This window comes from Marinospirillum perlucidum, assembly GCF_003336805.1.
Classification (GTDB): Bacteria; Pseudomonadota; Gammaproteobacteria; order Pseudomonadales; family Halomonadaceae; genus Marinospirillum; species Marinospirillum perlucidum.
This window is the reverse complement of record NZ_QFWJ01000001.1, coordinates 122,486-146,774: the sequence shown is the minus strand read 5'-3', so window position 1 is coordinate 146,774 and position 24,289 is coordinate 122,486. Positions and strand designations below refer to the sequence as shown.

Annotated in this window: 28 protein-coding genes and 2 tRNA genes; 19 read left to right on the top strand and 11 right to left on the bottom strand. The window is 52.5% G+C overall.

All coding sequences use genetic code 11. The features are described from left to right. The first annotated feature begins 21 nt into the window (after nucleotides 1–21). Nucleotides 22–789: a TlyA family RNA methyltransferase gene (locus DFK18_RS00725; RefSeq protein WP_114416287.1), complete on the top strand. Its 768-nt coding sequence runs from the start codon at nucleotides 22–24 to the stop codon at nucleotides 787–789. 44 nt (nucleotides 790–833) lie between these two features. On the opposite strand, the gene DFK18_RS00720 is transcribed toward DFK18_RS00725, so the two are convergent. The 5 genes from DFK18_RS00720 to DFK18_RS00700 all read right to left on the bottom strand — a co-directional run bounded on the left by DFK18_RS00720 (nucleotide 834) and on the right by DFK18_RS00700 (nucleotide 4,508). Next, nucleotides 834–1,310, bottom strand: coding sequence for a GNAT family N-acetyltransferase (locus DFK18_RS00720; protein WP_114416286.1), 477 nt, complete (start codon nucleotides 1,308–1,310; stop codon nucleotides 834–836). Nucleotides 1,311–1,394: 84 nt separating this feature from the next. After that, entirely contained in the window at nucleotides 1,395–2,204 is an 810-nt protein-coding gene (locus DFK18_RS00715; RefSeq protein WP_114416285.1) for an ABC transporter permease, read from the bottom strand. Continuing rightward, complete coding sequence (locus DFK18_RS00710) at nucleotides 2,204–2,881, bottom strand: ABC transporter permease (RefSeq protein WP_114416284.1); 678 nt, start codon at nucleotides 2,879–2,881, stop codon at nucleotides 2,204–2,206. Before DFK18_RS00710 ends, DFK18_RS00715 begins: the two co-directional genes overlap by 1 nt. Nucleotides 2,882–2,899: 18 nt before the next feature. Then, complete coding sequence (locus tag DFK18_RS00705; protein WP_114416283.1) at nucleotides 2,900–3,649, bottom strand: ABC transporter substrate-binding protein; 750 nt, start codon at nucleotides 3,647–3,649, stop codon at nucleotides 2,900–2,902. 52 nt (nucleotides 3,650–3,701) lie between these two features. Then, the gene (locus tag DFK18_RS00700) at nucleotides 3,702–4,508 is read right to left on the bottom strand and encodes an ABC transporter ATP-binding protein (RefSeq protein ID WP_114416282.1); all 807 of its coding nucleotides are present in this window, start codon (nucleotides 4,506–4,508) and stop codon (nucleotides 3,702–3,704) included. Nucleotides 4,509–4,729: 221 nt separating this feature from the next. On the opposite strand from DFK18_RS00700, the gene DFK18_RS00695 reads away from it, so the two are divergent. The 8 genes from DFK18_RS00695 (at nucleotide 4,730) to DFK18_RS00660 (ending at nucleotide 9,737) form a co-directional block, all read left to right on the top strand. Next, complete coding sequence (locus tag DFK18_RS00695) at nucleotides 4,730–5,455, top strand: AzlC family ABC transporter permease (RefSeq protein WP_114416281.1); 726 nt, start codon at nucleotides 4,730–4,732, stop codon at nucleotides 5,453–5,455. Continuing rightward, nucleotides 5,445–5,783: a branched-chain amino acid transporter permease gene (locus DFK18_RS00690; protein ID WP_114416280.1), complete on the top strand. Its 339-nt coding sequence runs from the start codon at nucleotides 5,445–5,447 to the stop codon at nucleotides 5,781–5,783. The genes DFK18_RS00695 and DFK18_RS00690 overlap by 11 nt, the downstream gene beginning before the upstream one ends. 98 nt (nucleotides 5,784–5,881) lie before the next feature. Continuing rightward, nucleotides 5,882–5,956: transfer RNA gene (locus tag DFK18_RS00685), tRNA-Gln, on the top strand. 81 nt (nucleotides 5,957–6,037) lie between these two features. Continuing rightward, nucleotides 6,038–6,985, top strand: coding sequence for a ribose-phosphate pyrophosphokinase (locus tag DFK18_RS00680; protein ID WP_178006164.1), 948 nt, complete (start codon nucleotides 6,038–6,040; stop codon nucleotides 6,983–6,985). 104 nt (nucleotides 6,986–7,089) lie between these two features. Continuing rightward, nucleotides 7,090–7,722 (top strand): 50S ribosomal protein L25/general stress protein Ctc, encoded by a 633-nt coding sequence (locus DFK18_RS00675; RefSeq protein WP_114416278.1) that lies wholly within the window; start codon nucleotides 7,090–7,092, stop codon nucleotides 7,720–7,722. Nucleotides 7,723–7,818: 96 nt separating this feature from the next. Beyond that, the gene (pth, locus tag DFK18_RS00670; protein WP_114416277.1) at nucleotides 7,819–8,406 is read left to right on the top strand and encodes an aminoacyl-tRNA hydrolase; all 588 of its coding nucleotides are present in this window, start codon (nucleotides 7,819–7,821) and stop codon (nucleotides 8,404–8,406) included. Between the two features lie 80 nt (nucleotides 8,407–8,486). Beyond that, a complete protein-coding gene (ychF, locus tag DFK18_RS00665) occupies nucleotides 8,487–9,581 on the top strand; it encodes a redox-regulated ATPase YchF (protein WP_114416276.1) in 1,095 nt (364 codons plus the stop codon). Between the two features lie 79 nt (nucleotides 9,582–9,660). Beyond that, nucleotides 9,661–9,737, top strand: a tRNA-Met gene (locus DFK18_RS00660). Between the two features lie 17 nt (nucleotides 9,738–9,754). Here DFK18_RS00660 and DFK18_RS00655 read toward each other — a convergent pair. Continuing rightward, the gene (locus tag DFK18_RS00655; RefSeq protein WP_162299645.1) at nucleotides 9,755–11,308 is read right to left on the bottom strand and encodes a methyl-accepting chemotaxis protein; all 1,554 of its coding nucleotides are present in this window, start codon (nucleotides 11,306–11,308) and stop codon (nucleotides 9,755–9,757) included. A 148-nt stretch (nucleotides 11,309–11,456) separates the two neighbouring features. Between DFK18_RS00655 and dsbD the strand changes: the two genes are divergently transcribed. The 9 genes from dsbD (at nucleotide 11,457) to purH (ending at nucleotide 20,974) form a co-directional block, all read left to right on the top strand. Further along, nucleotides 11,457–13,358: a protein-disulfide reductase DsbD gene (gene dsbD / locus DFK18_RS00650; RefSeq protein WP_114416274.1), complete on the top strand. Its 1,902-nt coding sequence runs from the start codon at nucleotides 11,457–11,459 to the stop codon at nucleotides 13,356–13,358. Nucleotides 13,359–13,601: 243 nt separating this feature from the next. Next, a complete protein-coding gene (gene aroQ, locus DFK18_RS00645) occupies nucleotides 13,602–14,057 on the top strand; it encodes a type II 3-dehydroquinate dehydratase (protein ID WP_114416273.1) in 456 nt (151 codons plus the stop codon). A gap of 90 nt (nucleotides 14,058–14,147) precedes the next feature. After that, nucleotides 14,148–14,615: an acetyl-CoA carboxylase biotin carboxyl carrier protein gene (gene accB, locus DFK18_RS00640; RefSeq protein WP_114416272.1), complete on the top strand. Its 468-nt coding sequence runs from the start codon at nucleotides 14,148–14,150 to the stop codon at nucleotides 14,613–14,615. Between the two features lie 62 nt (nucleotides 14,616–14,677). Continuing rightward, nucleotides 14,678–16,018 carry an acetyl-CoA carboxylase biotin carboxylase subunit gene (accC, locus tag DFK18_RS00635; RefSeq protein ID WP_114416271.1) on the top strand — a complete coding sequence of 447 codons (1,341 nt, stop codon included), beginning with the start codon at nucleotides 14,678–14,680 and terminating at the stop codon, nucleotides 16,016–16,018. A gap of 151 nt (nucleotides 16,019–16,169) precedes the next feature. Next, entirely contained in the window at nucleotides 16,170–17,072 is a 903-nt protein-coding gene (gene prmA / locus DFK18_RS00630) for a 50S ribosomal protein L11 methyltransferase (protein ID WP_114416270.1), read from the top strand. Nucleotides 17,073–17,096: 24 nt separating this feature from the next. Beyond that, nucleotides 17,097–18,089: a DUF3426 domain-containing protein gene (locus DFK18_RS00625; protein ID WP_114416269.1), complete on the top strand. Its 993-nt coding sequence runs from the start codon at nucleotides 17,097–17,099 to the stop codon at nucleotides 18,087–18,089. 12 nt (nucleotides 18,090–18,101) lie between these two features. Beyond that, complete coding sequence (gene dusB / locus DFK18_RS00620; protein WP_218563865.1) at nucleotides 18,102–19,088, top strand: tRNA dihydrouridine synthase DusB; 987 nt, start codon at nucleotides 18,102–18,104, stop codon at nucleotides 19,086–19,088. A gap of 23 nt (nucleotides 19,089–19,111) precedes the next feature. Then, nucleotides 19,112–19,381: a DNA-binding transcriptional regulator Fis gene (gene fis, locus DFK18_RS00615; RefSeq protein ID WP_114416268.1), complete on the top strand. Its 270-nt coding sequence runs from the start codon at nucleotides 19,112–19,114 to the stop codon at nucleotides 19,379–19,381. A gap of 24 nt (nucleotides 19,382–19,405) precedes the next feature. After that, entirely contained in the window at nucleotides 19,406–20,974 is a 1,569-nt protein-coding gene (purH, locus tag DFK18_RS00610) for a bifunctional phosphoribosylaminoimidazolecarboxamide formyltransferase/IMP cyclohydrolase (RefSeq protein WP_114416267.1), read from the top strand. A gap of 21 nt (nucleotides 20,975–20,995) precedes the next feature. Here purH and DFK18_RS00605 read toward each other — a convergent pair whose 3' ends face one another. From DFK18_RS00605 to folE, 5 genes are all read right to left on the bottom strand, one after another. Next, the gene (locus DFK18_RS00605; RefSeq protein ID WP_218563864.1) at nucleotides 20,996–21,208 is read right to left on the bottom strand and encodes a DUF2061 domain-containing protein; all 213 of its coding nucleotides are present in this window, start codon (nucleotides 21,206–21,208) and stop codon (nucleotides 20,996–20,998) included. 154 nt (nucleotides 21,209–21,362) lie between these two features. Beyond that, nucleotides 21,363–22,151, bottom strand: coding sequence for a TIGR04219 family outer membrane beta-barrel protein (locus DFK18_RS00600; RefSeq protein ID WP_114416266.1), 789 nt, complete (start codon nucleotides 22,149–22,151; stop codon nucleotides 21,363–21,365). Between the two features lie 105 nt (nucleotides 22,152–22,256). Further along, nucleotides 22,257–22,493: a hypothetical protein gene (locus DFK18_RS00595; RefSeq protein ID WP_114416265.1), complete on the bottom strand. Its 237-nt coding sequence runs from the start codon at nucleotides 22,491–22,493 to the stop codon at nucleotides 22,257–22,259. A gap of 7 nt (nucleotides 22,494–22,500) precedes the next feature. Further along, nucleotides 22,501–22,890, bottom strand: coding sequence for a dihydroneopterin triphosphate 2'-epimerase (folX, locus tag DFK18_RS00590; RefSeq protein ID WP_114416264.1), 390 nt, complete (start codon nucleotides 22,888–22,890; stop codon nucleotides 22,501–22,503). 24 nt (nucleotides 22,891–22,914) lie between these two features. After that, entirely contained in the window at nucleotides 22,915–23,469 is a 555-nt protein-coding gene (gene folE, locus DFK18_RS00585) for a GTP cyclohydrolase I FolE (RefSeq protein WP_218563881.1), read from the bottom strand. A 288-nt stretch (nucleotides 23,470–23,757) separates the two neighbouring features. Here folE and DFK18_RS00580 point away from each other — a divergent pair, with 288 nt between their 5' ends. After that, nucleotides 23,758–24,264 carry a hypothetical protein gene (locus DFK18_RS00580; protein WP_114416262.1) on the top strand — a complete coding sequence of 169 codons (507 nt, stop codon included), beginning with the start codon at nucleotides 23,758–23,760 and terminating at the stop codon, nucleotides 24,262–24,264. Nucleotides 24,265–24,289: the final 25 nt, after the last annotated feature.

Genomic DNA, 24,289 nt, shown 5'->3' with positions numbered 1-24,289 from the left:
ATTTCAACCTACGAGCCTTGCATGCAGCGCCTTGATCTCCTACTGGTAAAACAGCAACTGGCTACCAGCCGTACCCAGGCCCAACAATTTTTAAGCGAGGGCCGCGTAGAGCTTTTCAAACAGGGGCGCTGGCAAGGGGTCAGCAAGCCAGGTCTCAAACTGCCTGATGATAGCCAACTGCAGGTGGAAACCCGGGAAGAAGATGACTACGTATCCCGTGGTGCTCTGAAACTCAAGGCGGTGGTCGAAGCCAGCGGACTGGAACTGGAGGGCTGGCTGGCTTTGGATATTGGACAATCAACCGGTGGTTTTACCGATTATCTACTCAAGGCCGGAGTGCGTCAGGTCGTGGGTTTGGATGTCGGCCAGGCCCAACTGGATGCCCGTCTGGCCGGTGATCCTCGTGTCACCAGTCTGGAGAAGGTCAATGCCCGTTATCTGGAAGCCTGCCTGCTGCAGGAAGCAGACCTCCCAGCGACCTATGATCTGATCGTGATGGATGTTTCCTTTATCTCGCAAACCCTGATCCTGCCGCGGCTACCCGCACTCTTAAATGAACAAGGCTGGATCATGACACTGGTTAAACCCCAGTTCGAAGTAGGAAGAGAAAATATTGGCAAAGGCGGCCTGGTCAGAAATCCCCTGCTTTTTGCCGAGGTCAAAGAGAAAATCAGTCAGCTTTTGGACAAGCTGGGATTAGACATAAAACACTGGCTGGCTAGCCCGATTAAGGGGGGCGATGGCAATCAGGAATTCCTGCTGGCCGCCCAAAAGCGGCCAGGCCAATAAAACTCAGGTCTCTGCCCGGGCTATAAAAAACACCTAATGCCTGCTTACAGCTTTTTCTCCCAGAAAAGCGCCTGCCCCATTTGCGGGTCCAGTTCATAACCGCTAAAACCCTGGGCCCGATAAGCCTGTTGAGCCACTTGATTGCCTTCCAGCACCTCCAGGGTGATCTTGCAGCAGCCTCTTTGCCGGGCTATTTCTTCCACTTTATCGAACAGCAAGCGGGTCAGCCCCTGCCCTCGGTAATCAGCAGTAATGATGACATCGTGAATATTGACCAGAGGCTTGCAAGCAAAGGTGGAAAAGCCTTCAAAGCAATTCACCAGGCCCACGGGGCGCTCGCCATCAAAAGCCAACACATGAAAATTATCGCTACGCGCTTTTAGGGCTTCTGGCAGGCAGGCTTTAACCTCATCAGACAAGGGCTTGCCCTGGCCCATGGGATGGCAGGCATATTCATCCATAAGTGCCACCAGAGCTCTGACATGGTGAGACAGATTTAAATCAGCTTCGATTAATTGCATAAAAGACGTTCCTTGATAACAATTCCGGCCAGACCCGATTCAGCAACAGATCGGGAAACCGGTGACCTCTTGAGAAAAAACAGGTTAGCGGGCCGTATCCTTGAGATGCTCATCCTGCACCTGCACATCCAGTTTTCCGGTCGGCAGATGCGTCGCTTTTTGATGGGCATTAAAGTAGTTTTCCAACAGCCGGAAACAACCGATAAAGAGGGCAGCAATCAATAGGTAGATCACCCCGGCCATCAGGAAAAACTCCAGATTCATATAGGTACGTGAGATCACATTACGCGTCGCCCCCATTAAATCCAGCAGAGTGATGGTGGATGCCAGAGCACTGCCCTTGAGCATCAGAATAACTTCATTGCCATAGGCAGGCAGGATCATGCCAAAGGCACGCGGCAGGATAATCTTTTGATACTGCTGACGCCTGGAAAGCCCCACGGCCATGGCCGCTTCTATTTCGCCGCGCGGCACCGACTGAATGGCTCCGCGAAAGAGTTCGGCAATATAAGCAGCGGTATGCAGGCTGAAGGTAATAATGGCACACCAGTAGGGCTGCGAGAGAACTTCATCCCATAGCCATCCCAGAGAGCGCAGGGATTCAAACTGGGAGAGCCCGTAATAAACCAGATAGATCTGTACCAGCAGCGGCGTTCCCCTGAAAAAGAAAATATAGGCATAGGGAAAACTCCACAGCCAGGGATTCTTTGAGGTACGCATCAAAGCCAAAGGCAAGGCCAGTAGAATACCCACAATACCGGACAAAACCACCAGCTTGAGAGTCAGCCAGGCCCCTTCCAATAACTGGGGGAGATAGCGGGCGTAGCTGTTCCAGGGTTCATTCCCGGCGGCCAGCGCCTGCAACCAGTCGGATAAAGCGTAAATCCAGTCCATCAGCGACTAGCCTCCAGGTGACCCCGACCGGCTCTTTTTTCCAGCCAGCCCAGTAACTGCATAAAGACGATGGTCAAAGTCAGATAGATACCGGCAGCGGCCAGATAAAAGGTAAAGGGCAGCTTGGTGTAACCTGAAGCCACATAGGCCTGACGCATGATATCTTCCAGGCCAATCACGGACACCAGCGCAGTATCCTTCAAGAGTACCAGGAAGAGATTCCCCAGACCCGGCAACGCCAGCCGCCAGAGCTGCGGCAGCATGACATGCCAGAAGGTCTGCCAGGGAGACAGGCCGAGTGCCTGAGCAGCTTCGACCTGCCCCTTGGGTAGTTCCTGTAAAGCGGCACGGAAAACCTCGGTGGCATAAGCACCAAAGGCAATGGAAAGAGCAGCGACCCCGGCAGCAAAAGCACTGATTTCGACGTAAACACCAAAAGTCAGTTCCAGCAACTGGCTGGTTCCGAAATAAATCAGTAGCACCAGCAACAACTCGGGCAGTCCACGCATCAGGGTGGTATAGAGGTTACCCACCCAACGCAAGGGAAAGAAAGAGGAGCGCTTGGCCAGTGCCCCAAGAAGCCCGAGCAACAAGCCGAACACCAAGCTGACAAAAGCCAGCTTCAGGGTCACCCAGGTGCCTGCCAGGAGCAGATGCCCAAAACCGTGTAAATCCATAAACCGCTTCAGGCCATTTTAGTAGATGGAGAAAGGGAAGTACTTGGCATTGATTTCGGCATAGCGGCCGGATTCAACGATAGCTTCCAGGGCTTCATTGAAACGCTCTCTCAGCTCCTGATCACTGCGACGTACCGCAATGGCGATCTTGTCGTCGATATCAATGTCTTCACCCTTGAACTCAAAGTCGGAGCCGGCTTCAGTGCGCAGCCAGTCGTAAGCCGGGAACTTGTCGGAAACCAGGCCGTCCAGGCGACCGGCAGCCAGATCCAGGTAGGCATTGTCCTGGGTATCATAGAGGCGCACCTCTACGTGACGGCCCAGTTCGTCCTGCAGGTACTGACCGGCAATGGTGGCACGCTGGGCACCCAGAGTCTTGCCTTCCAGGCTGGCTGCATCAGTGCCCAGCTCTTCATCTTTAGGACCGACAAAAGCCAGAACGTTAGAATAGTAGGGATCAGTAAAGGACACCACGCGTGAACGCTCGGGCGTGATTGACATGGAAGCAATGATCGCATCGTAACGACCCGCTCTCAGACCGGGGATAATCCCATCCCAATCCTGACCGACGATTTCACACTCGGTCTGCATCTCTTCACAGAGGGCACGGGCGATATCCACATCAAAACCCTGAAGCTCACCACTGCTATCAATAAAGTTGAAAGGCGCGTAGGCACCCTCGGTTGCAATACGCAGCGTATCAGCCTGGAGGCCAAAAGAACCCAGGACCAGCAGAAGTCCTGTCAGAAAACGTACAGACACTTTCATCACGGTATATCCTTCAGTTAGCTTGATAAAAAGACGCGTATTTAAGCCTAGCCTAGAGGTGGCTGGACAAAAATTCACGACAACGGGTGGAAGCCGGATTGGTGAAGAAGACGTCCGGGGGACTCAACTCCTCAACCTGGCCCTGGTGCAGGAACATCACCTGCGAAGACACATCACGGGCAAAACGCATTTCATGAGTAACGATCAGCATGGTGCGGCCTTCATCAGCCAACTTGCGCATCACGCCCAAGACTTCATTGACCAATTCCGGGTCTAACGCCGAGGTGGGCTCGTCAAAAAGCAGGACTTCAGGCTCCATGGCCAGGGTACGTGCTATGGCGACTCGCTGCTGTTGACCACCGGAAAGCTGCAGCGGGTAAGCAAGACGCTTGTCTGCCAGGCCCACCTTGTCCAGCAAGGCCACCGCTTCTTCGCGAGCCTGTTTTTTACTCTTGCCAAATACCTGGGTCGGTGCCAGAGCGACATTGTCCTGCAGGGTCAGATGCGGCCAAAGATTGAAATTCTGAAATACAAAGCCCATGCGGGCACGAAAGCTTTCCAACTGACGACGCGAAGCGGGTTGGAGTTCGCCATCACGATTGGCTTTCATTGCCAGCTGTTCACCGGCCAGATGAATACTACCGCGATAGGGTTTTTCAAGAAGATTAAGACAGCGAAGTAAAGTGGACTTACCGGAACCACTGGACCCAAGAATGGAAATAACATCACCCTGGTTGGCAGTCAGCGAAATCCCCTTGAGCACTTCATGCTGGCCGTAACGCTTGTGCAGGTCGTCTACCTGGAGAGCAGGAAGGGAGTCGTCTTGGCTATTTTTCTGGAGTTCAGGTGCGGGGATCATCTCGCTGCCTTGAGTCGCTAACTGCCTTGTGAGCAGTGATTAATGTTAAGGGATGCAAGGAAGTTTACCCGAGTGAACTTTGCATGAACAGGGGTAGCTTTTACTTCTTTGTCATGGACCTGCCATCAAAATGCAAGAATTTACACAAGGATCAAACAAGTGTCCGCTTGCTGCGGGAGTTTGTTAGAATGCGCCGCTTCTTGAGATGGAGCTTGATAAGAATGCAATCTTCCCCCTTAACGACAGCCCTGCGCCTCTCCTTACCGGTTTTATTCGGCTACCTTCCTCTTGGGATGGCTTTTGGTGTTCTTTTCTCCACCCAGCTGGATTACGCCTGGTGGTTTGCCCCGCTGATGGGGCTGGTAATCTATGCCGGTGCCGGACAAATTCTTGCGGTCAGTCTGCTGCTGGCTTCCACCGGTTTGATTGAAGTCTTCATTGCCATGTTGGTGCTCAATGCCCGCCATGTCTTCTACGGCTTATCCTTGCTGGATGCTTTTGCTGGAGCAGGATGGCGCAAACCCTACTTGATTTTCGGACTGACCGATGAAACCTACTCGCTGCTAACCAGTCGCCCCCGAACCCGCAACAAAGCCCTGGAGCAGCAAGTGGATTTTCTTATCACCCTGTGTAACCAGATTTACTGGATACTCGGGTGTGCACTAGGTGCCTGGCTAGGCCGCACGCTCATTTTTGATTCCACCGGGATAGACTTTGCTCTGGTGGCCTTGTTTATCGTCCTCTGCATAGAGCAATACAAGGCACTGCAATCCCACTTTGCCATCTGGGCGGGGGCTATAGCAGCTCTGGTGGCCGCACTCCTCTTTCCAGCCAGCCAACAGCTACTGATCGCCATCACCCTGGTGGTAGTAGCACTGTTTTGGCAATACCCCAGCCGCAAACACCTCTACACAGCGATCAATCAGGATCAGCAGCATGAACGGTGATACCTTTTATTTACTCAGTTTTATTCTGGCCGCCGCCGCCGCAACCTTTTTAACCCGGTTGCTTCCCTTTGCCTTTTTAGGGCGGCAGCGTAACCACCCTCTGGTCCAGCACCTCGGGCGCTACCTGCCTGCCGGCATCATGGCCTTACTGGTGGTAATTTTTCTGCTGCGCTCAGGAAACTGGCAGGCCCCGGTATTGGGCATGGATGCACTGGGACCAGCTCTCCTGGTGGTAATTTTGCATCTCTGGAAGCGCAATGCCCTGCTTTCATTGATGGCGGGAACCCTGAGCTATATGCTCATTCAGCAGCTAGTAATCACGGTTTGAACCACCCCGTAGTTTGCCGCGTTTAACAACTTTTAACCGACAGACGCCAGGGGTTCACAAACAAATATTCCTTGTTTATAATGCGCAGCCATTGAGTTTGGGGTATAGCCAAGTGGTAAGGCACCTGGTTTTGGTCCAGGCATTCGGGAGTTCGAATCTCTCTACCCCAGCCACTCAATTCAGCTTTCCTCAAGGGGTTTCCGGTTACCGGAAGCCCCTTTCCTTCGCGAAACCTCTGTCATTAGGGTGAATCCGTGTCTAACTTGATGGTCTTTTCGGGCAATGCCAACCCGGAACTGGCGCGCAAAGTTGTAGAATGTCTTGATATCCGTATGGGCGATGCCACCGTTGGTCAATTCAGCGATGGTGAGATTGCTATTGAAATCAATGAAAATGTCCGGGGTAAGGATGTTTTTGTAATTCAATCCACCTGTGCGCCCACCAATGACCACATCATGGAAATGATGCTGATGGTCGATGCTCTGCGCCGCGCCTCAGCTCACCGTATTACTGCGGTTATCCCCTACTTCGGTTATGCACGCCAGGATCGTCGCGTTCGCTCCTCCAGGGTTCCCATCTCTGCCAAGCTGGTTGCCGACATGATGTGTGCCGCTGGCGTCAGTCGAGTCATGACCATGGATCTACATGCCGATCAGATCCAGGGCTTTTTTGATGTCCCCGTTGACAACATCTATGGCTCGCCAGTGCTTCTGGATGATATCGAGCGCCAGAACTACGACAACATGGTCGTGGTATCTCCCGATGTTGGCGGCGTAGTTCGTGCCCGCGCCATTGCCAAGGAACTCAACGACACCGACCTGGCGATTATCGACAAGCGTCGCCCCCAGGCCAACCAGTCTCAGGTCATGCACATCATCGGTGACATTGAAGACCGCACCTGCGTTCTGGTCGATGACATGGTAGATACTGCCGGCACCCTGTGCAAGGCAGCCGAGGCCCTGAAGACCCGTGGCGCCAAGAAGGTGGTCGCCTATTCCACTCACGCTATTCTTTCCGGTCCTGCAATCAGCAACATCTCCAACTCCATGCTGGATGAACTGATCGTAACCGATACGATTCCTCTGACCACGGCTGCCGTTAATTCTGGTAAAATCCGCCAGCTCACGGTTTCCAGCCTGCTGGCTGAAGCCGTACGCCGTGTCAGTAATGAAGAATCCATCAGCTCCATGTTCCGGAGCTGATCAGGTAAAGCTTTCCCTCAAAAGGGAAAACCCATGAACACCAGACTGCCTGGTCGCGGGCACCTGGTGTTTACTTTTAGATAACCGTCCATGAGGACAAGATAATGTCAGAATTTAATTTTGTAGCCACTGCACGTAACGACCTGGGTACGAGTGCGAGCCGCCGCCTGCGTCGTGCTAAGCAGTACATCCCCGCTATCATTTACGGCGGTGAAGAAGCTCCTCAGCCTATCGCTGTTGAACAGCGTGAGTTCTACCGCGTTCTGGAAACCGAGGAAGCCATCTATACCTCGATTCTGAACCTGGATATCGATGGCAAGAAGCAGCAGGTCATCATGAAAGACATGCAACGCCATCCTTTCAAGCCTCTGGTTCTGCACGTTGACTTCCAGCGCGTTGATTCCACTCACACTGTTAGCGTTCAAGTGCCTCTGCACTTCCAGAACGAAGACAACTGTGTTGGCGTCAAGCAGCAGGGCGGTAAAATTCAGCACCTGCTGAACGAAGTTGAGGTAACTGCTCTGCCTCAGAACCTGCCCCAGTCCATCGACATTGATGTCAGCAAACTGGAAGTCGGTCAAACCATTCACCTGTCCGACCTGGAACTGGCCGAAGGCGTTAACATCACTGCTCTGGCCCACGGCGGCGACACAGGTGTTGTCAGCGTTCATGCCAAGAAAGGCGGTAAGTCTGACGATGCAGATGAAGAAGGCGGCGAAGAAGCAACTGAAGAATAAAACTCAGTTGTTGGCCGTTTTGCCCAGGCAGCCTCTAGGAGGCTACCTGGGTTTTTCACATCTAAAACCTGATTTTTGATCACCGAGAAAGCGCCTATGGCTAAAGGGATTCAACTGCTTGTCGGTCTGGGCAATCCCGGAAAAGAATATGCATCGACAAGGCATAATGCCGGAGCCTGGTTGGTCGAAGCCCTGGCCGCCCAGCATCAGCTCCCCCTCACTACCAGCAAGTTCCAAGGATTGCATGGTCAGCTGCTATTGGGCAGTCACAAGCTGCATCTTCTGATCCCCACCACCTTCATGAATCGCAGTGGCCAATCCATTGCCGCCCTGGCCAACTTCTACAAAATCAATCCCGAAGAAATCCTGGTTGTCCATGATGAACTGGATTTGGATCCAGGCGTCGCCCGCTTAAAAAAAGGCGGTGGTCACGGTGGACATAATGGCCTTCGTGATACCATCAGCGCTCTGGGCAATAATCGCGATTTTTACCGTCTGAGAATCGGCATCGGCCATCCGGGACAAGCCAGCAAAGTAACCGGCTATGTTCTGGGCAAGCCCCCCCAGGATGAACAACTGAAAATCAATGCCGCCGTTGATGAATGCCTGCGTCATCTGGAACTGATCGTCAGCGGTGACACCACTCGGGCCATGAATCAGTTGCATAGCTTCAAAGCTGAATAGACTCATGGCCTGATTACAGGCGACTAGCCAAGCCATCCCGAATATTGTTTGCAAAGACTTTTTGAACAGGACAGATAACTATGGGCTTTAATTGCGGTATCGTCGGCCTTCCCAACGTCGGCAAATCCACCTTGTTTAATGCCTTGACCCAGTCAGGCATCGATGCAGAAAACTTCCCCTTCTGTACCATTGAACCCAATACGGGCATCGTTCCCCTGCCCGACCCCCGCCTGGATACCCTGGCAGAAATCGTCAAACCCGAAAAAGTTCTGCCCACAACCATGGAGTTTGTGGATATTGCCGGTCTGGTTGCCGGGGCCTCCAAGGGTGAAGGCCTGGGCAATAAATTTCTGGCCAATATTCGTGAAACCCAGGCGATTGCCCACGTAGTCCGCTGCTTTGAAGACGACAATGTCATTCATGTGGCCAACCAGGTTGATCCGGCCAGCGATATTGAAATTATCAATATGGAACTGGCACTGGCTGACCTGGATTCTGTTGAAAAAGGGATTCAGAAGCTGGTACGTCTGGCCAAAGGTGGCGATAAGGAAGCCATCGCCCAGAAAGCCATTCTGGAAAAAGTGCAGCCGCATCTGGAAGAAGGCAAACCCCTGCGCAGTTTTGGCCTCAGTGATGAAGAGAAAAAACTGGTCAAAAACTACGGTTTCCTGACCCTCAAGCCGACCATGTACATTGCCAACGTCAATGAAGAGGGCTTTGAAAACAACCCGCATCTGGATGTCGTGCGCAAGCTTGCCGAACAGGAAGAAGCGGTCGTGGTGCCCGTATGCAACAAGATAGAAGCGGAAATCGCCGAGCTGGACGACCCCGAAGAAAAAGCCATGTTCCTGGAAAGCATGGGCCTGGAGGAACCTGGCCTGAACCGTGTTATCCGTGCTGGCTTTGAACTCCTGGGACTACAGACCTACTTTACGGCTGGCGTTAAGGAAGTACGTGCCTGGACGGTTAAAAAAGGAGCAACCGCACCTGAAGGGGCTGGCGTGATTCATACCGACTTCCAGAAGGGCTTCATCCGCGCTGAAGTGGTCGCCTATGATGATTTTGTCGCCTGCCAGGGCGAACAGGGTGCCAAGGAAGCGGGTAAATGGCGCCTGGAAGGCAAGGATTACATCATCCAGGATGGCGACGTCATGCACTACCGCTTTAATGTCTGATTAGCCGAACCAACACCTCCTGACTGCCCAAGAGGCTTGACAGGAGGTGTTGCCAAGCTTAATATTGCGCCGCTTGTGTGGCTATGTAGCTCAGCTGGTTAGAGCACATCACTCATAATGATGGGGTCCCCTGTTCAAATCAGGGCATAGCCACCAACTTCCTCTTTTTGCAATCAGTGCTCAAACCGGGTAATCAAGCCTTCCATCTCCTGTAGCATGCTCTCTACGCCTTGCCCCTGAGTGCGACTTTCCTGGGCGCTAGCCGCCAACTCTTCGGCCCGCTGATAAACGGCCTGCAACCCCTCCTTGAGACTATCCAGACTTTGCATCTGCTCAACCACCGCGCGTGAAGTTTCCTGGTTCAACTGCTCCACTGTTATCACCCCTTCACGCAAGCGGCCGATTTGCTGACCTGCTGTTTCCAGCTCCTGCATGGTCGAGCCCAAGTCTTCAACGCTGGTAATCAGGGAATGCGACAGGGTCGAGGCCAGTTGACTAAAGCCGGAAACCTGCTCCTGAATCCGTCCCGAAGCTTCTTGCGAGCTGGCAGCCAACTGGCGCACCTGATCTGCCACCACGGCAAAACCTCGTCCGGCATCACCGGCCCGGGCCGCTTCTATGGCTGCATTCAAGGCCAGCAAATTAGTCTGCTCAGCCAGGGCATTGATCATTTCCAGCATTTCATCGATCTGAGCAACACGACTGGCTAGCTGGCTCGCCTTGTCATCCAGGCGCTGCATTTGATCCAGGCTGGACTTAAAACCTGCTATCGCCTGATCAATTTGTTTTTGTCCCTGGGAAGCCTGCTGCTCAGCTTCCTCGGCAACCCGGGTTGCCTGCTGACACCGCTCATTGACGGACAAAGAAGCCGCATTGACAGCCTGCATCGATTCCTGTGCCTCTTCCAAAAGCTGATGCTGGCCGCCCGCCAGGTTTTCCGATCCCTGAACCTGATCCACCAGCTCATTCAGATGCTGACCTATGTGATCCGCTGAATGGCCTATCCGGTTAATCGCTGTCAGATTTTTCAATTCGGCATAGCGCAGGGCCAGTTCCAAGGCCCCCAATTCATCACCACGCTCAGTATATATGCGCTGGGTAACGGGGTTAGTATAGAAATGCAAAGCCCTTTCCATGACTTCACGCAGGGGTAGGGTCAGCCGGTAGGCCAGAAGCGCTGTAAAAAGTATGGAAACCGGAAGGATGATCAGCAGGTCGATCAGCGGAGGTTCAACCCGATAGGACCAGCCCAACAACAATCCCAGGAAAGGAATCAACATGCCCAGAAAAAGCCGCAAGGTGGTGTTGGTGCGCTTGTACCAGGGCAGTTGGATTTTCTGTTTGGCCTGCCACTGGGAATAAATTTCTTCGGCCTGTTCCTGATCCTGAGGCTCCAAAGGATGACGTACCGATTGGTAGCCGACCACCTCGCCGTCGTCGACAACCGGTGATACAAAGGCATTTACCCAGTAGTAATCACCGTTTTTGCAACGATTCTTTATAGGCCCCATCCAGTTGAAACCAGCTTCAAGATGCTGCCAGAGATCGGCAAAAACAGCAGCCGGCATATCCGGGTGACGAATAATATTATGGGGCGCTCCCAATAACTCCTCCCGTGAGTAGCCACTGATTTCAACAAAATAATCATTGCAGGCAATGATGTTTCCCTGAAGATCCGTGGAAGAAATAATGCAATAGCCTGGGTCCACCTGGACTTGTTTCGACATCTTTCCCTCATCCTTTGTCTGGCTCATGTAAACTAGAGGGCTTTTCAGCCACTAGTCCCCAAACAGGCAGCAATAGCGGCCCAAGGGGAACACCCTCAGTTTTCCGGGGTCTGATAAAACTGATTTTTTGATATTGGATGCAGAAGGGATGAATTTAATTGTGACAGCCACCAAGCGTTCTGTTTTTGCTTTTGTTTGCCTGCTGGTCTTGATGTTCGGTTCAGCATCCATTTCGGCATCCAGCCTGTTTAATTCTTCCCAATCCTCCTGGAATTCCTGGTTTAGCGATTCAGAAGCTAGCCCGCAGTTTCTTCCTCCCGAAGAAGCCTTCAAGCAGGAAGCCTGGATAGAGGGCAGCCAGATTTTTATTCGCTGGGATCTGGAGCCCGGTTATTACCTCTATCAGAAACAGTTTGCCGTCACCCTTCCCGAAGGCCCTGAAAGCCTGACAGTCAAAGCCTTGGAGTTTGCTCCAGCGGTCACTCAGGAAGACGACTATTTCGGGGTCAGCCAGGTCTACTACTCGACTGCCTTGATGGCCGCCACCCTTGAGGGATCAACGGACTTGCAAGAATTGGCCGTTAAAATCCGCTACCAGGGCTGCGCCGATGAAGGCCTTTGCTATCCTCCGCAGTACACCACTTTGAATCTGGATAGCAGCCAGCTGGATACCTCAACTACACCAGTAAAACTGGATGAGGTTTCTCCACCAACAGCCACCACTGAGTCACCGGCCAGCCAACCCCCGGAAAATCTGAGCAGCCGCCTGACATCCACTCTGCAAAGCGGTGATCTCTGGCTGATACTCGGCCTTTTCTTTGCCGCCGGCCTGGGACTTACCTTTACCCCCTGCGTACTCCCTATGCTTCCCATTCTAAGTGCAATCCTGGTGGGCAAGGGTGATCAACCTCAAAACTCGGGACGTTTACGGGGCTTTCTGCTCTCTGCCGCCTATGTGACAGGGATGGCCTTGACCTATGCACTCTTGGGTGCCCTGATGGGACTTTTCGGAGCGGGATTGAATCTCCAGGCAGCCCTCCAATCCCCCTGGGTGCTGGTGCCCTTCGCACTGCTGTTTCTGCTTCTGGCGCTGGCCATGTTCGGCATCTGGGAATTACGCCTGCCTGCCTGGCTGGATCAGCGTCTCCAAGCCCTGCAACAACCCAAAGGGGGCACCCTGGTTAATGTAGCCCTGATGGGGGCTCTTTCCACGCTGGTGGTGTCTCCTTGCATGAGCGCACCTCTGGCCGGTGCCTTGGCTTTTATTGCGGTGACTGAAGACGCCCTGACCGGAGCCTGGGCCTTACTGGCCATGGGGCTGGGTATGGGGCTTCCCCTGTTGCTAATCGCCACTTTTGGTGCCAGCTGGTTGCCCCGTGCCGGTGCCTGGATGAACCAGGTTAAAGCTTTCTTTGGTTTCCTGTTGCTGGCAGTAGCCATCTGGCTGGTCGAGCGCCTCCTGCCCGCACCGATGACTCTCGCTCTTTGGGGACTCCTGGCACTGGGCGGTGGCATCTTTCTGGGTGGCCTGCAATTTCAACTTCAGGGTGGCTGGCAGAAATTACGCCTCACCCTGGGACTGGCCTTGATCATCTATGGTGCCAGTCTGCTAGTAGGTGCACTGGCTGGCAGCCACAACCCCTGGCAACCCCTGGCAGGCTTGGAAGGCTCGAATCAAGCGCCAGCATCCCTGGAACCCATCCCTCTGATTGACCAGATAGCTACCCTGGACACCCTGATTAATACCAGTCGTCAACCTGTGCTTGTGGACCTTTATGCTGACTGGTGTATTTCCTGCAAGGTCATGGAAAACGAAGTCTTTCCGGATCCCACTGTGATTGAGCAAATGCAGGGGATTTCCCGAGTCAAACTGGATCTCACTGATATCACACCCGAAAAAAGAAACTGGTTGAATGAGCGCCAGCTTTTTGGCCCACCCAGCTTTCTTTTCTATATTGAAGGCCAGGAAGCCCGCAATTGGCGCATTCAGGGCGAGATGAACGCGGCGGAAATGGCCCGCCACCTGCAAGCCTTCCAGAAAAATCTTTAATCCTGGCAAACTGGTGGCAAGTAACGGCAAAAAGCATCAAACGTGCGTTTAACTACAAAAAAAACAAAGTTAAACAGTGCAAAGCTGGACAAGAAGTTCGACTTTAGGCAAACTTCACCCCCACATGGCTATTTCTTGGCTATTAGGCTAGTTTTTACCCAGTCAGGCCAGCAAGTTCACAGCATTTAGTTACTTTTTGATTAGATATTTATTGTTAAAACTGAGCGAGCGACTTTTTCTTTCATGGCTAGAATTTTATTGCTCCAGGGCCCCAACTTGAATCTGTTAGGACAGCGTGAACCCGAAATCTACGGATCCACCACTCTGGATGAAATTCATAGCCAGCTGATCCAGCAAGCCCGGGAATTGGGCCATGAGCTGGACGCCTTTCAAAGTAATGCTGAGCACCAACTGATTGATCGTATCCACCAGGCTTTCAACGATGGCACGGCTTTTATTCTGATCAATCCGGCAGCTTTTACCCATACCAGTGTTGCGCTTCGCGATGCACTAGCAGGAGTTGCGCTACCCTTTATTGAAATCCATTTATCCAATGTTTATGCCAGGGAGCCTTTTCGCAAGCACTCCTATTTTTCCGATTTGGCTCAGGGCGTTATTTGCGGCCTGGGCACTCAGGGCTATCAGCTGGCCCTGCTGGCTGCTGATAACAAAATCAAGCAAGCCGGTTCAGCTGGCTAGGAAGATCTGTTTGGTCAGAGCACTACCGCAGGGCCAACCGGGTTTTCTAACAAACAACTCCATACCACCTTACTAATCAGAGATATTATTATGGATATTCGCAAAGTAAAAAAACTGATCGAGCTTCTGGAAGAATCCAACATCAGCGAAATTGAAATTCAGGAAGGTGAAGAAGCCGTTCGCATCAGCCGTCACCCAACCGGTGCTGCTGTTGCCCAGCCGGTTTACCAGAACTACGCGCAGCCAGCCATGCCTGCTCCAGCCGCAGCACCGGCTGCTCCTGCTGCCGAGGCACCAGCCGCAGAAAGCAAGCCCGTTGCTTCCGGCCACCAGATCAAATCCCCTATGGTGGGCACCTTCTATCGTTCACCTGCTCCTGGCGCCAGCCCCTTCGTTGAAGTGGGTACGGCTGTCAAGAAGGGCGATACCATTTGCATTGTTGAAGCCATGAAAATGATGAACCAGATCGAAGCCGACAAGGACGGTGTTGTTGAAGCCATCCTGCTGGAAGATGGTCAACCGGTTGAGTTTGATCAGCCTCTGGTCGTTCTGGTCTAAACCCCTCTCGGGTCATCCACTTAAACCTTGCGGTGTTGCTGACACCGCCATGAGGGACAACAATGCTTGAGAAAGTTGTTATTGCCAACCGTGGTGAAATTGCCCTGCGTATCCTCAGGGCCTGCCGCGAGCTGGGCATTAAAACCGTTGCTGTACACTCCAAGGCTGACCGTGATCTGATGCACGTTCGTTTGGCTGATGAAGCCGTTTGCATCGGTCCAGCGCCTTCGGTGGATTCCTATCTGAACATTCCGGCTCTGATTGCCGCCTGTGAAGTCACTGATGCCAGCGCCATCCACCCTGGCTATGGCTTCCTGGCCGAAAACGCTGATTTCGCCGAGCAGGTCGAGCGTTCCGGCTTTAGCTTTATCGGCCCCAAAGCCGAAACCATCCGCCTGATGGGCGACAAGGTTTCAGCCATTGCGGCCATGAAGAAGGCCGGGGTTCCTACGGTTCCCGGTTCTGATGGCCCTCTGCCTGATGATCCCGATGCCATTCTGCAAACGGCACACCGTATCGGCCTACCGGTCATCATCAAGGCTGCTGCCGGTGGTGGGGGTCGCGGTATGCGCGTGGTGCATTCTGAAGGCGCCCTGATAAACGCCGTACACGTGACTAAAAACGAAGCCGGTGCCGCCTTTGGCGACAGCACGGTTTATATGGAAAAATTCCTGGAAAATCCACGCCACGTGGAAGTTCAGGTTCTGGCTGATGGCCAGGGTAATGCCGTTCACCTCTATGACCGTGACTGCTCACTACAGCGTCGTCACCAGAAGGTCATCGAGGAAGCACCTGCACCTCACCTGAACGAGGAATCCCGCCGCCAAGTACTTAAAGCCTGTGTTGATGCTTGTAACACCATCAACTACCGGGGTGCCGGCACCTTTGAATTCCTCTATGAAGACGGCAATTTCTATTTCATCGAAATGAATACCCGTGTTCAGGTTGAGCACCCGGTCAGTGAAATGGTCACCGGCGTGGATATCGTCAAGGAGCAGCTGATGATTGCCTCCGGACAACCCCTACGCCTGCGTCAGGAAAACATTCAGGTGATGGGCCACTCCTTCGAGTGCCGAATCAATGCCGAAGACCCGCGTAACTTTATGCCGTCTCCAGGCAAGATCACCATGTTCCATGCCCCGGGTGGCCTGGGTGTGCGTATGGATTCGCATATCTACAGCGGTTATTCTGTACCCCCCCACTATGATTCCCTGGTCGGCAAGTTGATCACTTGGGGAGTTGACCGCGAAGCGGCTCTGACGCGTATGCGCGGCGCTCTGGACGAGCTGCTGGTGGAAGGCATCAAGACCAATACCGATCTACACAAGGATCTGGTAAGGGATACGCACTTCCAGAAGGGTGGTGTTAACATCCACTATCTGGAGAAAAAGCTGAGTCAGTAATCGCTGTCACTGCTTGAACCCTGAAAAAGGGCAGCCTTCCTGATCGTGAAGCGCTGCCCTTTTCGTCTTCAGTCATCAGTGACGGCTAATCCTCACTGGCAAGACCGAGCACCCCTTTCCTTTTCATTCTTCACTTTCCCGGAAAATTTTCATGTCCTGGCTGCAATTAAAAACCCTGGTCAGACCCGAGCAGGCCTCCACGCTGGAAGACTGGCTGCTGGAAGCCGGTGCCTGCGCTATTACTCTGACAGATGCCGAAGACAACCCCGTATTTGAACCGATTCGCGGCACCACCCCCCTCTGGCAAGCCACCTGTATTACCGGTCTTTATGATGGCCAGGAGGATGCCCACGCCATGCAGACTCAACTCCTGCAACGTTGGCAACAGGAATTCCCCGAAGAGCCAGCTCCGGTCCTGCACCTGGAAATTCTTGAAGAAAAGGACTGGATTCGCGAGTGGATGGATAGCTTTACGCCCCTGCAGATGGGTGAGCGTCTCTGGGTGGTTCCTAGCTGGCATCAGCCTCCACAACCGCAAGCAGTCAATCTTATGCTTGATCCCGGCCTGGCTTTTGGCACTGGCACCCACCCCACCACTGCTCTCTGCCTGGCCTGGTTGGATGCTCAGCCACTTGAAGGTCGCAGCCTGCTGGATTTCGGCTGTGGTTCGGGCATTCTCGGCATCGCCGGTCTGCTACTGGGTGCCCAGCAAGCCTGGGGCGTGGATATTGACCCCCAAGCCCTCCAGGCCAGTGCCCAGAATGCCGAACGCAACGGCTTGGCTAAAGATGCCTTTCCTGTGTATTATCCCGATACCTGTCCACCACTTCAGGTCGATGTTCTGGTCGCCAATATTCTGGCTGGCCCTTTGATCGATTTGGCCCCCACTCTGGCTGAGAAAGTCAAAGCTGGCGGGCACTTGGCATTATCAGGTATTCTTTCCCATCAGGCTGAAGAAGTAGCAGCCGCCTACCGTCCCTGGTTTGCTCTTGAGGCCTTCCAGGAAAAAGACGGATGGATCAGAATAACCGGTCAGCGCTTACCCCAGCCATAACACGCTTGCTAGGGAATTACGGGCATGAACAAGACTCGAATGACACAACTGGCACGTTGCCCCCACTGCGACAGTGTATTTGAAGTCAGCGACAAGGAATTGGAGCTGGCCTTTGGTGCTGTTCGTTGTGGTGAATGCATGAAGATCTTCAATGCCCGTTTCCATCGCCTAGAAGCCAGTGAGGATCAGCTGATCCAGGAAGCTTCCCCAACGGATGACTCAAAACCCGATCCGATTCCCACACTCAGGGATCAGTATCAGGCTGATAAAAGTGATCCAGTACCCGTGCCTGAAGAAGAGACTGGCTGGAGCTGGCCGGAAGAAGCACTGAGCGAAGAGGACTTTGAAGAGGCCTTCACTGCCGAGGACGAGGAAATCGAAAGAGAATTCCAAGCTTTTGAAGCAGAGCTGGAAACCGCCTTTCTTGACTCTGATACCGAAGAGACTCTCACCCAGCAAGCCGACCCCTTTCAGGCAGATGCAGAGCCAACGACTTCCGCCGAAGCCTCTGACCCTTTGACTGATGATCCTGAACCCCTGGACCTCTATTCAGAAGATCTCAATCTGGAAAATGAACTGGCCGAAGAGGCCAGGGAAAGGGAAGAGCAACCCTCGACTGCTGCCAAACGTCCCTGGTATCGCCAACCCCTTCTGGCCAGCCTGCTACTGGCCGGTATCCTGGTGGCTACAGGGCTGGGTAGCTGGCAGTTTTTTAGTGCTCAGGCCTCCAGTGACTACCAAATCAGTCAGGTTCAACTCGCCCCTGCGCAGGACCCCCAAAAAATGCAGGTCAGTTTTCAGTTGAGTAATCCCACTACTGAGCCCCTGCCTTGGCCTAATCTGGAGGTGGAACTGTTAAACCTCAGCTTACAGGTGATCGCCAGCCAGACGCTGCAGGCTGAAGACCTTCCTTCAGCTGAGCCCCAACTGCCACCCGGCAGCCAAAAGGAATTTAGTGTTGAGGTCGACCGCCCCTCAACCTATGTACAGAACGCACGGATAAACCCACTACCTTAAAAGGCAGTCCTCTTGTTAACCCTGGGATCTTTTACTCTTGATACCCCGCTGGTACTGGCCCCCATGGCCGGTATCACCGATGCCCCCTTTCGCTCCCTGTGCCGGGAAATGGGAGCAGGCCTGGCTGTGGCGGAAATGGTCACGGCCGACCAATCCCTCTGGCATACACAAAAATCCAGATTGCGCTTGCCTCACCATCAGGAAGATGAACCCCGGATGATTCAGATTGCCGGAGGGGATCCGCAGATGCTCGCCGATGCGGCCAGAGCCAATGTCGACCTGGGAGCCCAGATCATTGATATCAATATGGGTTGCCCGGCCAAAAAAGTCTGTAAAAAAGCAGCCGGTTCAGCCCTACTCAAGGATGAAAAACTGGTCGCCGAGATATTGGATGCAGTGGTTAAAGCCGTAGAAGTCCCTGTGACATTAAAAATTCGCACTGGGTGGTCAGCAAAACACAAAAATGCTGTTACAATCGGCAAGCTTGCAGAAGCTGCTGGCATCCAGGCTCTTACCCTGCATGGTCGAACCCGAGAAGACCGATTTCGAGGGGAGGCTGAATACGCCACCCTGGCTGAAGTTTGCCAGGCGATCGACATACCGGTTATTGCTAACGGTGATATTGACTCACCGGAAAAGGCGGCCTGGGTGTTTGAGAACACGGAGGCTGCAGCTGTCATGATCGGCCGGGCTGCTCAGGGTCGTCCCTGGATTTTCCGCCAAATCAAGGCTTGGCTGGATAAAGGTGAAAAGCAGCCAGCACCAAACTATCAGGAACTCAAGGCGATCATTGGCAAGCATCTGCAAGGACTCTATGCAACCTACGGTGAGTTTATGGGGGTTCGTATTGCCCGTAAACATTTCGGCTGGTACCTACAGCAGGCTGGCCAGAACTCTTGGCGCAAGCAATTCAACCAGCTGGAAACACCGGAACAGCAATTAAATCTGATGGCTGAAATCTTTCAGCCCACCGAAGAACTTCTTGGCAAACCGGCCTAAACCTGAATCAGAATTGAAGCAAAGTGACTGACATACATTCAACAAGCTTAAAGACTTCCGAACATGAGCGTCCGCTTCGTGAAAGTGTACATCGTGCCCTGGAGAAATATTTTGCCCAGCTAGACGGGCAACCGGTCAATAACCTCTATGATCTGGTATTGACCGAAGTGGAAGCCCCGCTGCTGGAGGCAGTCATGCGCTACACTGATAACAATCAGACGCAAGCCTCCAGTCTACTGGGCCTCAACCGTGGCACCCTGCGCAAAAAACTCAAACATTACGATCTCATCTAAGCTGTTAGGAGCTAAAACTGGCTTATGGCAAACCCAATCCGTCGCGCCCTGTTAAGTGTTTCCGACAAAACCGGTATCGTGGAACTGGCTCAAGGTCTAGCTGACCGTGGCGTAGAGCTACTTTCAACCGGTGGAACCTACCGCCTACTCAAGGAAAACCAACTGGAGGTCAAAGAGGTCTCCGAGCATACCGGTTTCCCGGAAATGATGGATGGGCGGGTCAAAACCCTTCACCCCAAGATCCATGGCGGTATTCTCGGACGCCGCGGCCAGGATGATGAAGTTATGGCGGAACACGCCATCCAGGCCATCGATCTGGTGGTCGTCAATCTCTATCCTTTTGAGCAAACCATCGCTCGTGATGACTGCACTCTGGAAATGGCCATCGAAAATATCGATATCGGTGGACCAGCCATGGTTCGCTCCTGTGCCAAAAACCATGCCTATACCAGTATTCTGGTGAATACCAGTGACTATGCGCGTGTGCTTGAAGAGATGGATGCCAACCAGGGTGAAGTCACCCAGGCCACCCGCTTCAACCTGGCAGTCAAGGCTTACGAACATACGGCGGCCTATGACAGTGCCATTGCCAACTATCTGGGGCGCCTGGCTGAAGGCGGCAATGAAGACTTCCCGCGCACCTTCAATACCCAGTTCATCAAGCGCCAGGATATGCGCTATGGTGAAAACCCTCATCAGAAGGCCGCCTTCTATGTTGAAGCCCAGCAACAAGAAGCTAGCGTAGCGACTGCAGAAGTACTCCAGGGCAAAGCCCTTTCCTATAACAATGTCGCCGATACCGATGCGGCCTTTGAATGTGTCAAGGCCTTCACTGATCCGGCCTGCGTCATCGTCAAGCATGCCAACCCCTGTGGTGTGGCCGTGGCCGAAGATCTAAAAACAGCTTATGATCAAGCTTTTAAAACTGATCCCACCAGTGCCTTTGGCGGCATCCTGGCCTTTAACCGTTCACTGGATGCCCTGACGGCCCGCACGATCGTCGATCGCCAGTTTGCCGAAGTGATTATTGCTCCAGGCATCGATAAAGCCGCTCAGGAAATTCTGGCCACCAAGAAAAACCTTCGCGTTCTGGATGCCAGTGAGCACTGGCCCGGCGAACACCAGCAAACCCTGGACTTCAAACGAGTCACCGGCGGTCTGCTGATTCAGGACAAGGACTTGGGCGTTGTTGGCCGTGATGACCTCAAAGTGGTTACTGAACGTGCACCGACCGAACAGGAACTCAAGGATCTGGCCTTTGCCTGGAAGGTGGGTAAATTCGTGAAATCCAATGCCATCGTCTATGCCAAAGATGGCATGACCATCGGTGTGGGTGCAGGTCAGATGAGTCGCGTTTATTCCGCCAAGATTGCCGGTATCAAGGCAGCGGATGAGCAATTGGAAGTGAAGGGTTCGGTCATGGCGTCTGACGCCTTCTTCCCCTTTAGGGATGGTATTGATGCTGCAGCAGCAGCGGGAATCACTGCCGTCATCCAACCCGGCGGTTCCGTCCGTGATGAGGAAGTCATCCAGGCTGCTAACGAAGCCGGTATTGCCATGGTCTTCACTGGCATGCGCCACTTCCGCCACTAAGCCCGTCTCGGGTGGCCTGTTTCAGGCCACCCAAGCTTCTTTTGTTACTGCCTCCTGAGCTTTTCTCTTTTTAACCCCCTCCCAAATCCTTTCATGGAAAAAATAGGCCAGGGTATTAATACCGGGTTCTACCAGCGCCACTAGGCTACTGGTTAAGAAACTGCCGGTCATCATCCAGACAACACTGAAAGCCACGGTAAAATGAGTGATTGCAAAGGTCAGGGTTTTCAACATGATCGTCATCTCCAGCCGGTTTATTAATAGGAATGATAAACCTTCTCATCAATAAATCCAGATAAAGATAACTCTTTTACTGATTGCTAAAAACTATTATGAAGTCATAAAAAAACCCGGTTGGCTAACCGGGTTTTCAAACGTTCGTCAAGCCTTAGAAGCCGGCACGAACGTAAGCACCAAAGAAGGCACCATCAACGGTCAGATCCCCGTAGGTATCATCCAGATCGTCCAGCGTCATGGTGAATTCACGGTAACCGGCAGTGACACCAGGAGTAATCAGTGGCAAACCACCAAACTCATAGCTCACATCACCCTGGAAATCAGTCACGCCATTACCACTGTAGCTGATGGTATTCAGCTTGGCACCAACAGACAGACCGAACGGCAGGGATACACGCCCACCCAGGTAACCCATGGGCAGAGGCACGCTCAGATCCACGGATTCAGTACGGGTATTACCACCAACGTCACCCTGGATTTCAAAACCACCATCAAACATGCGTGCAGTCAAACCCACTTCAACGCGCAGGGAAACCAGAGGAATCAGTGAAGTCAGGCCATCCAGAAAACGGTAGTAGGCCGTGGCATCAGTATGACTCAGATCAATGGTTGAAGTAGTGTTTCCTGTAAATGTCTGGTTTAGGAAGGTAAAACTGGTATTGCGGTTACCAGTAAACTCCATCGAAGTCTGGGTCAGGCGCAGATTAGGAATCAGGGGAACAAAGTGATCAAACTGCAGAGATAGATTAGTCAGACCTTCATCACCCAAGCCTAGTTCGTCTGTAAAATCCAGTTGTGGCTGGCTGGAATTGCCCTGAATATAACCAGAAGGGCTGGCATCCCAGTAGTTGGCAGTTGCTGTCAGGTTCAAAGCAGCCTGGGCTTGGCTGGCAACCAGAGGGGTTAGAGCCAGACCGGTAGCGGCGATCAGTTTACGCATGGTGTAAAACTCCCGTTTTGTTTAGTCTTTGCTGGTAGTTTACCCAAGAATGGGGGTAGAGACGAGCAAAAAGCAGTAAAGAGTCTTTATCTTTTGTTGAAATCTTCAAGTAACATTCAAAACCAGGTAAAGACCACCCACAACCAGACTCAAAACCCAGGCTGCGATTACAAAAAGCATGCCCGAGTAACGTTCAGGTTCACGCCGAATGGATCGATAGGCCAGCACGGAAGCAATTACAGAGGGAATCAACAACCACACCAAAAGCATCCCGCCCAAGGCAAGCAGCAGCCCCAGGATAGCAAGGTTGTGATTCATTCGGGGAGTTTGTGGATCACTCATGGAAGACTCAAGCATCCTCTTGTTCACGTTTAGCGTTGAGGGTAACAGAAACGGAATCGGAAAATCTCAGGGCATGGGGCTTGTCGACCTCAACTTCTGCGGCCAGCACCTGATCGTACTCCATAATAATTTCCAGCAGTTCCTTGGTTAGCCTTTCCAGTAGCGCAAAACGCCCCTCCTCGACATGGGCGATCAAACGCTTGGTAATGGTACGGTAATTCAAGGCTTCTTCAATTCGATTAAACTGAACTGCACGGTTGGCTGCATAACGAATAACAGCGTTAACCACGATATCCTGGCGATTCTGGATTTCATCTTCCTTGATACCGATATAGGTTCGTAAGCGCAGATTCTTGATGCGAATCTTGGCCAGAGAATAGGGATCATGATGTGGCATGCAAAGAGTTCCTTGGCAAGAGGTTTAATCCAGCAGCTTGAGAAATTCCTGACGACTATTCTGTGAAGCCCGCAGCTGACCCAACATGACGGAAGTACGCATGGAAGAATTCTGTTTTTCAACGCCCCGCATCATCATGCACATATGCTTGGCTTCAATAATCACCCCGACCCCAGCAGCGCCCGTCACTTCTTGAATCGCTTCAGCGATCTGCTTGGTCAAGAGTTCCTGTATCTGTAAGCGTCGGGAGTACATATCAACAATACGGGCAAACTTGGAGAGACCGAGAACCTTGCCCTGGGGGAGATAACCAATGTGGCATTTACCGATAAAAGGCAAGAGATGATGCTCGCACAGCGAATAGAGTTCAATGTCCTTGACGATCACCAACTCATCTGTATCGGATGAAAAGACCGCCCCATTGACCAGCTCATCCAGAGACTGGTGATATCCCTGGGTTAGATACTGCATGGCTTTGGCAGCTCTCTTGGGCGTATCCTGCAAGCCTTCACGCTCCGGGTCTTCACCCAGATTGCTGAGGAGATCACGATACAAGGGCGTCAGGTTTTCATGGATCATTTCTGGGTTTATCTTGTCATTCATTGATTTAAGTTGAGTTAGCGCGTTCATTTAGCCACCTAGAGTCAGGGACTCGACCAGGGATCTTGTATAGGAAATGTATACTTTTTTGCTATTAAAAACCACCTCTTTTTCCGACTAATTTACTCGGTTTTACTATCAATTCAGCTTATGAGTTCCACGATGGAGCACAAGAATCTATAATGCGTCAAATTGACACCAATAACCCAGCGTTCCACTCTGTTATACTAATTAGCATCCACTCATTTAATCTGGACTAAGTGCATTATGAAAAAATTGATAGCAAGTCTTGCCCTGATCGGTTTTTCCTTGCCAATAATGGCTCAAGACACCATTAGCTTGAATTCAGGCACCCTGCTGGACGTCAGCAGTGTTGGCGAAATTCAGCTGATGAATGGCGAAAGCAAGGATAATGTCTGGTTTGCAGTCGATCCGGCTCAGATTAGCTCCAGTAATGAAAAACAGCTGAGTAACTGCGTACTCACTGCTTATGTCGGGCTGGAAAATGGCGAACTGCAGTTTAACACGCACAGTCTTCGCTGCCCCAGCATGACCGGTGATGTTTTCACTGCCGAGGAAATTGCTGCAGAGTTAACGGCCAGCCTTAGCCAAGTGTGTACTTCTTCAGGCAATAGCTGCTCCCAGATCACCTTTAACTCCAGCAGTCGCTACACCGTTAAGCTGGAAGAAGCTTCCAGTCTGGTAGCGGCTTACAATGCTTCTCGTGAAGCTAACCGCTTGAGAATCGAAGAACAGCTGAACGGTGGCAACTAAGAAACCTAGCAAGGTCCCCATGAGT

Excerpts from the sequence above, each read along its gene's own strand:
- DFK18_RS00725 (WP_114416287.1), top strand. The coding sequence starts at position 22 with ATGCAGCGCCTTGATCTCCTACTGGTAAAACAGCAACTGGCTACCAGC.
- DFK18_RS00720 (WP_114416286.1), bottom strand. The coding sequence starts at position 1,310 with ATGCAATTAATCGAAGCTGATTTAAATCTGTCTCACCATGTCAGAGCT.
- DFK18_RS00715 (WP_114416285.1), bottom strand. The coding sequence starts at position 2,204 with ATGGACTGGATTTACGCTTTATCCGACTGGTTGCAGGCGCTGGCCGCC.
- DFK18_RS00710 (WP_114416284.1), bottom strand. The coding sequence starts at position 2,881 with ATGGATTTACACGGTTTTGGGCATCTGCTCCTGGCAGGCACCTGGGTG.
- DFK18_RS00705 (WP_114416283.1), bottom strand. The coding sequence starts at position 3,649 with ATGAAAGTGTCTGTACGTTTTCTGACAGGACTTCTGCTGGTCCTGGGT.
- DFK18_RS00700 (WP_114416282.1), bottom strand. The coding sequence starts at position 4,508 with ATGATCCCCGCACCTGAACTCCAGAAAAATAGCCAAGACGACTCCCTT.
- DFK18_RS00695 (WP_114416281.1), top strand. The coding sequence starts at position 4,730 with ATGCAATCTTCCCCCTTAACGACAGCCCTGCGCCTCTCCTTACCGGTT.
- DFK18_RS00690 (WP_114416280.1), top strand. The coding sequence starts at position 5,445 with ATGAACGGTGATACCTTTTATTTACTCAGTTTTATTCTGGCCGCCGCC.
- DFK18_RS00675 (WP_114416278.1), top strand. The coding sequence starts at position 7,090 with ATGTCAGAATTTAATTTTGTAGCCACTGCACGTAACGACCTGGGTACG.
- pth (WP_114416277.1), top strand. The coding sequence starts at position 7,819 with ATGGCTAAAGGGATTCAACTGCTTGTCGGTCTGGGCAATCCCGGAAAA.
- ychF (WP_114416276.1), top strand. The coding sequence starts at position 8,487 with ATGGGCTTTAATTGCGGTATCGTCGGCCTTCCCAACGTCGGCAAATCC.
- DFK18_RS00655 (WP_162299645.1), bottom strand. The coding sequence starts at position 11,308 with ATGTCGAAACAAGTCCAGGTGGACCCAGGCTATTGCATTATTTCTTCC.
- dsbD (WP_114416274.1), top strand. The coding sequence starts at position 11,457 with ATGAATTTAATTGTGACAGCCACCAAGCGTTCTGTTTTTGCTTTTGTT.
- aroQ (WP_114416273.1), top strand. The coding sequence starts at position 13,602 with ATGGCTAGAATTTTATTGCTCCAGGGCCCCAACTTGAATCTGTTAGGA.
- accB (WP_114416272.1), top strand. The coding sequence starts at position 14,148 with ATGGATATTCGCAAAGTAAAAAAACTGATCGAGCTTCTGGAAGAATCC.
- accC (WP_114416271.1), top strand. The coding sequence starts at position 14,678 with ATGCTTGAGAAAGTTGTTATTGCCAACCGTGGTGAAATTGCCCTGCGT.
- prmA (WP_114416270.1), top strand. The coding sequence starts at position 16,170 with ATGTCCTGGCTGCAATTAAAAACCCTGGTCAGACCCGAGCAGGCCTCC.
- DFK18_RS00625 (WP_114416269.1), top strand. The coding sequence starts at position 17,097 with ATGAACAAGACTCGAATGACACAACTGGCACGTTGCCCCCACTGCGAC.
- purH (WP_114416267.1), top strand. The coding sequence starts at position 19,406 with ATGGCAAACCCAATCCGTCGCGCCCTGTTAAGTGTTTCCGACAAAACC.
- DFK18_RS00605 (WP_218563864.1), bottom strand. The coding sequence starts at position 21,208 with ATGTTGAAAACCCTGACCTTTGCAATCACTCATTTTACCGTGGCTTTC.
- DFK18_RS00600 (WP_114416266.1), bottom strand. The coding sequence starts at position 22,151 with ATGCGTAAACTGATCGCCGCTACCGGTCTGGCTCTAACCCCTCTGGTT.
- DFK18_RS00595 (WP_114416265.1), bottom strand. The coding sequence starts at position 22,493 with ATGAGTGATCCACAAACTCCCCGAATGAATCACAACCTTGCTATCCTG.
- folX (WP_114416264.1), bottom strand. The coding sequence starts at position 22,890 with ATGCCACATCATGATCCCTATTCTCTGGCCAAGATTCGCATCAAGAAT.
- folE (WP_218563881.1), bottom strand. The coding sequence starts at position 23,469 with ATGATCCATGAAAACCTGACGCCCTTGTATCGTGATCTCCTCAGCAAT.
- DFK18_RS00580 (WP_114416262.1), top strand. The coding sequence starts at position 23,758 with ATGAAAAAATTGATAGCAAGTCTTGCCCTGATCGGTTTTTCCTTGCCA.